Below are 11,456 nucleotides of genomic sequence, written 5' to 3'. Positions count from 1 at the left end.
ATAGTTAAACTGCCCACCACTCTCATGCACTACTAACCCCTCACTATTCACCGCTCACTATTCACCGCTCACTATTCACCCCTCACCACTAAACCCTAATATAAATCTTCCGCTTATCAAGCACCCAGGCCGCCAGCCAGCAAATAAACATATAGGTTAGTGCAAATAAAAGCGAGCCAACGGCCCCGGGAGCTATTACCTGGTAAACGGCCGTATTTGACCAGGCCGCAATATCCAAACCAGGCCTGATGATGATAAACCCCAAAAAGAAGCCCAATATTTCTGAAAGTACATATATGGGCAAAGGGTTTTTACCGAAGATTGTGAAAAAACGGGTCCAGTTCCATTTGTTCCAGTGGTTGATTTCCAGGGAATATACCAGGAACGACAGGATCACCAGATCAAGCCCGGTGGTTATCAGCACAAAGGAACTTGTCCATAGTTTTTTATTGATGGGGAATACCATGTTCCAGCAAAGGGCCAGGAAGATGAAAAGGCAGCCGGTAAGCAGCAGTTTACTAATAGCCTCGTACCCTTTACCTTTTTGTTGAATATACTTGCCCGCGTAATAACCCACCACTACATTTACTATTGCAGGCAGGGTGCTCAAAATCCCTTCCGGGTCAAAAGCGATGTGTTCGCCGTGGTACATGTGGCTTTCCCCAAGTACAAATTTATCTAAAAACAGGCCCACATTCCCTGTTATACTGAGCGGATCGGCAGGATCGCCGTACACCAGCAGAATGAGCCAATAACCTGTTAAAAATAGTCCTGATAAAATAAATACGGTTTGCTTTGACAGAAAATGGATCATAAGCGAGGCAAAGCAATAACACAGGGCTATGCGCTGTAAAACCCCCATAATCCGGGTATCAGCAATTGGCGACAATGAAAAATGCCCCCCTTTGTTAACAAAGAACGGGAACCAGTACATTAAGTAGCCTATTAAAAAAATAAGGACAGTGCGTTTAAATATTTTGCTTAAAACGGCAGCGTTGCCCAACTCAGCATAGCGTTTCATTGAAAAGCTCATGGCGTTGCCAACCGCAAATAAAAACGACGGAAACACTAAATCGGTAGGGGTAAAGCCGTGCCATACGGCATGCTCAAGGGGCGAAAAAGAAACGCTGCCGCCGGGATTGTTTACTATGATCATGAAACACAAGGTCATACCACGAAACACATCAAGCGATAAAAACCGTGACGGTAGATGGGTCATAAAATATAATAAAAAGGTTTTTTGGATCGGTTCAAACTAACTTAAAAACAAACCCGTAATCCAGGGTAACCTTACCTGCGCGCAAATCAGGCTCCCCGGATTACAGGCGTTTTTATTAATGATATCCCGGATTTTGTTTAAGTACAGCAGTACCGCTGGTTGCACTTAAATCAATCTCGCGTTGCGGAATCGGGAAATATTCGTTTTTACCCTTTAAAAACTTACCGCCTCTAACATCATTGGTTTGTGTGCCCTGAAAAGTGATATAAGCATTTAGTTCGGTATCGGCAATTCCCCAGCGTACCAAGTCAAAAAACCGGTGACCTTCCATGGCAAGTTCAATTTTACGTTCAAAATAAATGGCTTTCAACGCATAATCTTTACCGCCCCCGGCAAAGTTTCCGGCAGGATAAGGACTTACTTTGTAGTTTGCGGCGGGCTCTTCGCTAAATCCCCCGGTTGGGTCGCCGTCGTCGGTATATTTATGTACCCATCCAACAGGGTTAGCAGCCCTGTTGCGCACCATGTTTACATATTGCTCGGCTTTGTCAAGCGTACCCGCCTGTACTTCAGCTTCTGCTGCCATCAGCAGCACATCAGCAAAGCGGATAATGTTAACATTAATACCCGAACCAGGTGCCCAGCTTGAATTATCGCCGTTAACACTCTGCTCCGCCTGCCCGTAAACATTTTTTATGGGCGAGTAAGGGCCTGCGTATGATTGATCTCTTATCCAGTCGCTGCCGGGGTGTAACCCCCAGTCAAGGTAAGGAATGCCACGGCGGCCGGCGGTCCAGTCAAGCCTTGGGTCAATGGTTCCTGCATCGGGGGTAAAATCAGCTGCCGACGATAAATTCATATCCGTTTTTAACGCATGGCTGTTATAGTCATCAAGGTAAGGTAAACCTGTAGCCGGATTGGTGCGAAAATGGTTGGCCAGGTCAATTGACGGCTGGTAAAAACCACAGCAACTAAACGGGCTGCTGTTGCCGTAGGGAAAATTCAGCATATCGCCGTCATTGGCATTTGAGGGGCCTGCCGGATCTGAATTTGCTGCGGCCTGCACGGCAAATACTGATTCGGCGCTGTTATTGGTTGAGGTATTGAAGTTATCGTGAAAGTGAAGGTTCAGCGCATATTTCTTACCGTTTGCGGTTACACCCTGGGCTATCACCGCATCAAAAACAGCTTTGGCCTCGGCATATTTGTGTTCGTACAAATAGGTTTTAGCAAGGTACGCCCCTGCGGCCCATTTATTGGCGCGGCCTGCCGCTGTTTGGGTGTTGGGCAGGTTTGCATAGGCATACTGAAAATCGGCTTCAATTTTTGGCCATATATCGGTGTTATTGGGCAAATTAACATTGGTGGTGGTTTCATCAAGATAAGGCACGTTATTAAACATCTTTTTAAGATCAAAATAATAGTGCGCCCGCAAAAATTTGGCCTGGCCGGTAAGATTTTTCTTCACATCGTCAGCAAGGTCAGGTATTTTCGCTATGTCCTTCAGGGTATTATTGGTACGCGAAATGCCTTCATAATCGGCCCGCCATTTGCTGTCAAAAAATCCATTGCTGGCATCTGAAATATATTTCATGATCCCTTCAATAGGGGTTTGGTCGCCGGCAACACTGCCTTTATTGGCATCCCCGCCCGCTACGCCGCCATAGATCCAGTTATCGGGCGATGCTTCCCACGAGCCGCCGCCGCCAAAAGATGCGTCGCCGCCCTGTTGCCCGTCTAATGCAGCATACGCACCTACAAGCAATTCATTGGCACCGTCAACTGTTTCCAGAAACTGGGGTTCCAGTGCACCGGTTATCGGCTTTTCAAGATATGATTTTTTACATGCCGCCAGCGATAATACGCATAGCAGCGTTAGGGTAAAATATTTTTTTGCTTTCATTGTAATCAGTTTTATAGGGTTGTTATAATGAAACATTTATTCCGAATAATAATGTCTTTGGGCTGGCGTAGGTACCCTCGTCAATGCCAAAGTTGGTGGCACCGCCGCTAAGTTCAGGATCAATACCGCTGTACCCGGTTATGGTGAACAGGTTAGTGGCTGATACATAAGCCCTCAATTTTTGAATCCCTGCTTTTTTCAGACCCGGCAACGCAAAAGTGTAACCTATCTGCGCGTTGCGTAAACGCAGGTATGAACCATTTTCAACGAAGTAGGAACTTGGCTCAGAACCACTGCTGAACGATGCATCAAGCTCCTGGATCGGGGCCTTTGCGTTCATGTGGGTTGGGGTCCATGAATCATATAGTGCAGTATGGCTTTTCGCGGTTTCAAACGACGAGTAAAAATCTGTCCAGTACTTAACGTTGTTCCATACTTTATTTCCTAATGATGCATACAGGAACACACTTACGTCAAAGTTTTTATAAGTGGTGCCCAGGTTTAGGCCCATGGTAACCTTAGGGTTCGGGTTACCTATAAATGTGCGGTCGGCATCGGTAATCATCCCATCGCCGTTCACATCTTTAAAGCGGAAGCGGCCCACCTTGGTATCTGTTTGATACACCGCGTTAGCATCGCCGGTTACTTTTTTTGCCCCTGCATCCGCTGCGTCAATTTCACTTTGAGTGTTCCAGAAACCCTCAACCTGGTAACCGTAAAACTCACCTAACGAGTGGCCAACCTGGTTTCGGTTTATATTAGTATCAAACCGCCTGCCTATGTCGCCGTCAAAATAGGTGGCCCCGTCTGAAACTCTTAAAATCTTATTGCTATAGGTAGTTAGCGTAAAGGTTGAATTAAAGCTCAAATCTTTATTCGCCTTAAAGTTTCCTGCTATTGACATATCCAGCCCATCGGTTTTCATTTTACCAACGTTTGCAGCCGGTACAGATCCGTTGCCGGCGGTGCCCAGTTGCGGAGCGTTAAACAGCAGGTCGTTAATATCTTTACGGTAATAATCGGCAGTAATAGATATTTTGCCGTCAAACAAGGTGGCGTCTATACCCACATTACTGTTAACATCTTTTTCCCATACGGCATCAGGGTTAGCAATTTGCGCCTGATAAAAACCGGGTACCAGTTCGTGCCCGCCGTTTAACGGGTAGTACGACTGGCCAACATCGGTACTAAAAGTAGTGTAAGCATTGGATGCGCTCAGGTTCCTTGAGTTACCCATAATGCCCCAGCCGCCCCTCAGCTTTAAATCAGTAAGCCACTTTATATCTTTCATAAAGTTCTCCTGCGAGATGCGCCAGCCTGCGCTTACTGCCGGAAAATACCCGTATTTGTGGGCCTCTGAAAAATTAGAGTCGCCATCGCGGCGGATAGTTGCGTTAAACAGGTATTTATCGTCAAAGGCATAATCAGCGCGGGCAAATTCCGAAAACAGTGTGTGCGCCGCACCCCGGTAGCTGTAGTTATCTTTTGCGGTTGACCCGGTTGAAAGGTTTACATAGTTGGGGTCAAAAGTGTAATAACCCTGCCTGCTGCCGCCCAATCCGTTGCCGTTGTCCTGTACCGATTCTGTACCTGCAACAATCTTCAGATTGTGCTTCCCGAAATTTTTCTGAAAGGTTAACGTATTGGTCCAGTTAAAGCTGTAGTTACTGTATGAATCTTCGCCGTAGCTGTTTATCTGCGAGTTTTCAACGTTTTCATAGGTGGGATAGTTAAAGTAATGATCGTTACCATTACCCAGGGTACCGCCAAAGCTGGTGCGCAGGGTAAGCCCTTTAATAATATCCGCCTCGGCAAACATATTTCCCAGCAAACGATAATCTACAGACCCATTTACAGCCGAGCGCTGCTGAATAGCTACCGGGTTGTTGGCATCACCCAAACCCGAGCCGTAGCTGCCTGCATAGTTTCCCTTAATATCATAAACCGGTATAATCGGTTGCTCCCTTATAGCCATAGCAATAACCCCGTCAGGATTATTTTTTGACACTTTCGGATTTTGAGTTATTGAATACGCCAGGTTTTCGCCCACCCTTATATGCTTGGTTACGTTAAAACTGGTGTTTGAGCGCAGCGTGTATCTTTTCTGGTAAGTGTCTATCAGGGTTCCGCGCTGGTTAAAATAATTAAGCGAAAACAAGTAGCTGGCTTGGTCAGTGCTGCCGCTTAATGTTAAGTTATGGCTGGTGATAGGCGCATTTTTAAACAATTCGTGATACCAGTCTGTACCGGTTTTATTGGCCCTGGTTATCCGGTAAAAGTTGTTAAAATCATCAGGCGATGTATAGTTTGGGTTTACGTAATATAACGAGGGATCAACAGCCGGGTCGCCATCTTTTGCCCCGGCCGGTGTTATATAATCAGGCAGTGTATAGGTTGATCCTGTTCCATCCGGGTTGTACTGATCGTCCTGAAAGTTGGTGATCCCTGAATTGGTTTGTGCTATCTTTTTAAGGTTTGCCATTTCCTGCGGGCTAAGGGTATGCCATACATTCCCGCCTTTCGGTATTTGAGTGCCGTAATAGGCATCGTACTGGATGCTTACTTTGCCCTTGCCTTTTTTGGTGGTAATAATAACAACACCATTGGCAGCCCTGGCCCCGTATATGGATGCCGAGCTGGCATCCTTTAAAACCTGGAACGACTCAACATCATTGGGGTTTAAGGTGCTCACATCAAATGTTTCCACCCCATCTACAATATATAATGGTGTGTTGTCGCCAAAAGTGTTAAACCCGCGAATGTGTACCTGCGGCTCTTCGCCGGGCTGGCCCGATCCGGTAACCGTAACCCCTGATGCCTGCCCCTGCAGCTGGCTGTTTACAGATGACGACGCCGTTTTGTTAAGATCCTTAACATTAACAACAGATACCGCACCGGTAAGGTCCTTTTTCTTTTGTGTAGTATAGCCTACAACAACAACCTCGCTCAGCGCCTTCGCCTCTTCTGTCATTTTTACATTGATAGTAGTTTGCCCGTTAATTTGCACCTCCTGGGTAGTAAAGCCCAAAAAAGAAAATTCAAGCACCCCGCTTGCTTCGGGCAGGGTAAGGCTATATTTACCATCAATACCGGTTATGGTACCCAATGAACTGCCTCTTAACCTAACATTTACCCCCGGCAGCGGGCCACCGGTTGCATCGGTAACTGTCCCGGTTACGGTGGCGGCAACAATGGCCTTACCATCAGCCGGTTTAATAATAATGATGTCATCAACCACCTGAAAAGTAAGCGGCTGTTTTTGGAGCACTTGTTTCATTACGGACTCAATTGGCGCGTCCTGTACCTCCACATTGATTTTCTGATCAAGATTAACCTGGTCAAGCCGGTAAAAAACCGTGTACTTGCTACTCTTTTCTATCTGCTTAAACATCTGTTTAACAGATATGTTATTTACATTAAAGTTGTAAACATTTTGCGAATAAGCGGCAGCATGTATTTGCATTATACCCGTTAAGAGCAGAACAGTTACAAGCTTCATAATTTTGATCGTTTTTTGCCACATAGGAGTGGCCGTTGCAGACTTCCTGTAAAAATTTATCATAAATTTGTTTAGTTAATTAGTTAATACTATGCTTCCCCAAGCCTAGGGTATTAGCTATTAATTGGTATTATACCCGGTATGTTAGCGCATACCGGGTTTTTTATTTCAGAAGAGCGTTATTGTTTAATCATATATCACTTTGGTTTTTTAGTTAGCTGATCAGTTATTTTTAGTTTTTAGTTATGTTTACAGTATTGCCGTTTATTGAATAATCAATTGCGGTATTGGCCTTAATAATATCAAGCACCTTGTTTATGCCAGCCACGTTTTTAAAGCTGCCTGAGTAGCGGATGCTTTTCAGACTCTCATCATCCAGCCGGATCCTCACATCGTAGCGGCGCTCCAATATTTTCGAAATTTCTTCCAGCGTGTTGCCATCAAAAACCAGCAGGTTTTCTTTCCAGCCATCATACAGGCTCAGCTTCGCCGAATCAACCTGTAAAACCTGGATCTCATTATAAATTTTTGAATTTTGTACGTCGGGTTTATAATTGTCAGTTTCGGGCCGGTAATAAATGCGCAGCACCTGGCGTGGTTTAACATATATCCTGTTATTTTCGCGGGCGTTCCCATTTATGTTTCCTTCAACAGCCACCTCGCCTTTTACTACAGTAGTTTCAAAAAACGGGTCATTAGGATAAGCTTTCAGGTTAAACTTTGTGCCGATATCCCTTATAGTGTAATTTTGGGTATTCACTATAAAGGGGATAGTTTTTTTGCCGGGTGCAATATCAAAAAATGCTTCGCCCTCCAGGAAAACCGTACGGGTCATTTTGCCAAAATCGGCGTTATAATTAAGCTTGCTGCCCGCATTCAGCCAAACCAGCGTCCCGTCGCTTAAAACAACTTTTTTTACGGCACCTTTGCTAACCGCTATTTGTTTTATTTTGCCGGTATTGCTGGTGTACCGGTTAAACAGCGCGGCAGATAGCGCAACAAATAAAGCTGCAACAGCGGCAACCTTGCCCCATTTAACAAGCTGCACGTATCTTTTTGCCGGGGCCGGCAAAAATTGTTGAAAAGCATTATCCTTATTAACCTGTGGCTGCACGTAAAGCATATTATGCCAGGTTTCATAAAGCTGGGCAAAATACTGTTCGTTCTCCGGGTGTGCATTTATCCATTCCTTAACCTGTACAATATCCGCCGGGTCAGCTTCGCCGGTAATATATTTTACTAGTAAAGGTTTTATTTCTTCGTTGTCCATTATTCCAATTATCAGCAAGACAATTTGAAAAGCCTTTACCCCCAAAAGGAAAGAGAAAATATTTTTTGGAGATAAAAATCAACCTGTCTTGTTACTCCCCCCATTCATTTTCATGCGCACAATTGCTATGCATCTTAAAAATTACACAATGCGATATTAAATTACCGTCAATTCCATATAATATTTGAAACTTTATGCCTTTTTTACCTAACTTGTTAAAAAATTTTCAAAAGTATTGCTATTTGATTGAAAACTAACAAAAATGCCGGACAGCAACATAGTAATTACAAGGCTTAACCAGGGGGATGCAAAAGCATTTGAAGTTTTATTTAAACTTTATTATGAAAGACTTACCCTTTTTGCCAACCGCTTTGTAAATGACCGGCAGGCTGCTGAAGAAATTACCGCCGGCGTATTTGCTCACTTATGGGAAAAAGGCCACGAAGTAGCCTTTTCAACATCGGTAAGTTCTTATCTTTTTAAAATGGTACAAAACCGCAGCCTTAACTACCTGAAGCGCCGCAAAATTGAAAACCTGTATGTTAATTACCTGGAGAAGAATAACCTTTTGGATGAGTTTTACCGCACGGTTGAAACCAACTACGAAGAAAAGGAACTTGCCGGCCAGATAAACGACGCCATAAACAGCCTGCCTGAAAAATGCCGTGAAATTTTTATACTGAGCCGTTTCAGCGATATGAAATACAGGGAAATTGCCGACAAGCTCAGCATCTCCCCAAAAACTGTTGAACGCCAAATGAGCATTGCCCTCGAAAAACTAAGACAGATACTCATCATTAAATATTAGCGGCAAAAGTTGAGTTGTCAGTTGGCAGTAATTAGGTAGTCCGAAAACCACTGCCAACTGCTAACTACAAACTTCCTTTATTGCCCTACCATAAACACAGCGTTGCTGAATAACAGCTTTCCGTTCTCCCAAAACGTGCGGAAGATAGGGTCATCAACCATGTATATTACCGAACCCCGGCCCATTGACTGTACACCCAGCAGCAGGCCGTCCTTAATCTTTTCTTTACTTTTTTGCCCAACAAAGCCCGACACCAGCCCGTCTTTTTTAACGGTGCCAACATTCCAGCCATCATCACCCAAAAAATCATAAATATCGTCGCTCAGTTTTATCGCATAGTAGCTGGTGGAGAGGCCAAACCCAAGCGGATGTGTGTTATCGAGGTTGATTTTATAAATGGCACCCGGCACACTTGATCGCAGCGCATCCCTGTCGCGGCTGTCGTATAACAATATCGGTAATTCTTTATTTTTGGTATCGGCCTTATCATCCTTCTTCTCTTCCTTTTTCTTTAACAAAAAGCCTTTTTTATCAACCAGTTGCGCTACCGCATTCTGGATAGCGATCAGCTTACCGCCATCCTGGATCCAGCTGGTCAGTTTATCAGACGGAAATCCATCATAATCCCCGTCAGTAAATATGGCAACATCAAAGTCGGCAAGCCTTGCCCGGCTTAAATCCCGGTAGCGCACCAGCGTAATGGGATAACCTATCTGCTGCTCAAAAAAGTAGCGCACTTCGCCCATGGCCTCTGCATTTACATCATCGCCGGCGGCAAGCATTACGCGCGGCTGGCGGATATACCTGATATGATCTGACCCAAGGTCGTACCCTTTTTCAACAAAGCCCGATGCAAGGGGCGTAAGGTCCTGGTTCAGTTCAGTAGCTATCCGCGAAACTGTCCCGTCAAAATCATCCCGGTCGTTCCCCGCCCTGGTAATCAGCAAGGATCCTGCTGCAAATTGTTTGCCGCCTGCCTGGAAAGGCTTTTCTGAGTAGCGCACCTTGATGCCGCTTTTCAGCAACGCAGCTAAAAACTTCACATCGTTAACAGATTGCCAGTTTGATACATAAGCATAAGCATGTGTGTTAACCAGCACCTGTGGTTTTGCCGTACTAAAGGTTGCGGTGGCCGGTTTTAACGATTCTTTTACGGCCAGCGCTTTTAATCCGTAAACGTAAGGTAACGACCATGCGGTAATATCATACGTGTTTGAATCGGCCACAAAGGTTTTGGGCTCCAGCAACACATTCAGCAACACTGATTTTGACTGGTAAGCATTTATTACCATGTCATTAGGGTTAATGGTATATTGCTCTGTTTTATTGCTGGTATAGTTATACCCCGTTACATTGCTTTTTAACCCGAACCCGTATTTAATGCCATTTCTGTCCAGCAGTTTGGCCAATGCATTTACTTTATCAATGTTATCATTTTCAATAATATACGTTTTGTACTCGCCCGGAGGGTTGGCACGGCTGTTATCATAAAACTTTTTAAACTCATCCAGTAGTTTTTGTGAATAAGCCGAAGCTGTTTCAACCGTGCTTAAGCTGGTAGAGTGGTGGTGGGCAACACGCTGAACCAGGGTAAGGGTATCGCCGCTGCGGGTAAGCACCGCCAAGCCGGCACTAATGCCGCCCTGCTCGTACGTCATGCCGATAGAGCCGTTATAAATAGGGTAAGTATCGCCGTATGAGGGGTAAAGCAGGTCAAACTCCTGCTTGGTAAAATACAGCCAACCGTTTTGATCAAAATATTTGGCATTGTTTTTACCAATGGTAATTTGCATTTCGCGCTGCCATGGGGTAATCACCTTGTGGAAAGGTTCTGCCGCAGGGGCAAAGTAATAGGGTGAATTATAGCCTTGCTCATGGTAATCAACATGCACTTCGGGCAACCATTGGTTAAATAAAGCTACCCGGGCCTGCGTTTCTTTTTGCGTTTGCCACGCCCAGTCGCGGTTTAAGTCGAAGTAATAGTGGTTGATCCTGCCGCCCGGCCATGGCTCGGCATGTTCGCGCGAAAAGGGGTTGGCGTCGGGCTTTTCGCCTTTAACCGAATTGTAAAAGTTCACATAGCGGTCGCGCCCGTCGGGGTTTAAGCAGGGGTCAATAACCACTACTGTATTTTTTAGCCAGGGCTGCGTGCGCGTGTTTGCCGGGTCTACCATGTCGTACAATGTCCACATGGCCGCTTCGGAAGAGGCTGGCTCGTTGCCATGCACATTGTAACTCAGCCAGCATATTACCGGCTGGCTGGCTGCGGCTGATGCCCCTTTGTCAAGGCCTGCAAGTTTTAAGTTATTTTGGCGGATCTCTTCCAGCCGGCCGATGTTCTCGTCAGACGCGATAAACATGGCCAAAAGCGGCCTGCCCTCGTTAGTCGAGCCGTACTGCACCAGCTTTGTATTTTTTGATGCCCCGGCTATATATTTAAAGTATTCAACAATTTTATAATGCGGGGTAAACTGCTCGCCCGGCTTGTAACCTAAAAATTTTTCGGGAGATTGGATTGCCTGCGAAAAGGCTGAACAGCAAATGCCAAGTAATATTAACGGCAGAAGTAGCTTTTTTATCATGGATGAAGATTAAGTACAGGCTAATATAAAATTAAAAACTGAATAATGGGAAATTGCAGCTTTGCAGGGAATAACTTCGCTGCTAACTTAAAAGCAACGGCAATTAATTTCAGCTTTTTAGTGCCCGCCGCGTTTTTTAATGCCAAAAAAATTAGCATATTTGCAACCATACACA

The 11,456-nt window shown here is 45.1% G+C and carries 6 protein-coding genes; 1 reads left to right on the top strand and 5 read right to left on the bottom strand.

Going from position 1 to position 11,456, the window contains the following annotated elements; translation table 11 throughout:
* Positions 1-88: 88 nt before the first annotated feature.
* From MuYL_RS02885 to MuYL_RS02870, 4 genes are all read right to left on the bottom strand, one after another.
* A complete protein-coding gene (locus MuYL_RS02885; RefSeq protein WP_094569092.1) occupies positions 89-1,219 on the bottom strand; it encodes an acyltransferase family protein in 1,131 nt (376 codons plus the stop codon).
* 115 nt (positions 1,220-1,334) lie between these two features.
* The gene (locus MuYL_RS02880; protein WP_094572837.1) at positions 1,335-3,122 is read right to left on the bottom strand and encodes a RagB/SusD family nutrient uptake outer membrane protein; all 1,788 of its coding nucleotides are present in this window, start codon (positions 3,120-3,122) and stop codon (positions 1,335-1,337) included.
* Between the two features lie 22 nt (positions 3,123-3,144).
* Positions 3,145-6,621, bottom strand: coding sequence for a TonB-dependent receptor (locus MuYL_RS02875; protein WP_211710234.1), 3,477 nt, complete (start codon positions 6,619-6,621; stop codon positions 3,145-3,147).
* 232 nt (positions 6,622-6,853) lie between these two features.
* Entirely contained in the window at positions 6,854-7,891 is a 1,038-nt protein-coding gene (locus MuYL_RS02870) for a FecR family protein (protein WP_094569090.1), read from the bottom strand.
* A 262-nt stretch (positions 7,892-8,153) separates the two neighbouring features.
* On the opposite strand from MuYL_RS02870, the gene MuYL_RS02865 reads away from it, so the two are divergent.
* On the top strand, positions 8,154-8,699 hold the full coding sequence (locus tag MuYL_RS02865) for an RNA polymerase sigma-70 factor (RefSeq protein WP_094569089.1): 546 nt from the start codon (positions 8,154-8,156) through the stop codon (positions 8,697-8,699).
* Positions 8,700-8,776: 77 nt separating this feature from the next.
* Here MuYL_RS02865 and MuYL_RS02860 read toward each other — a convergent pair whose 3' ends face one another.
* A complete protein-coding gene (locus tag MuYL_RS02860; RefSeq protein ID WP_094569088.1) occupies positions 8,777-11,281 on the bottom strand; it encodes a M14 metallopeptidase family protein in 2,505 nt (834 codons plus the stop codon).
* Between the last annotated feature and the right edge of the window lie 175 nt (positions 11,282-11,456).

It is taken from the genome of Mucilaginibacter xinganensis (genome assembly GCF_002257585.1).
Taxonomy (GTDB): Bacteria; Bacteroidota; Bacteroidia; order Sphingobacteriales; family Sphingobacteriaceae; genus Mucilaginibacter; species Mucilaginibacter xinganensis.
The sequence above is the reverse complement of the archived record's forward strand: the minus strand, read 5'-3'. Positions and strand labels throughout refer to the sequence as shown.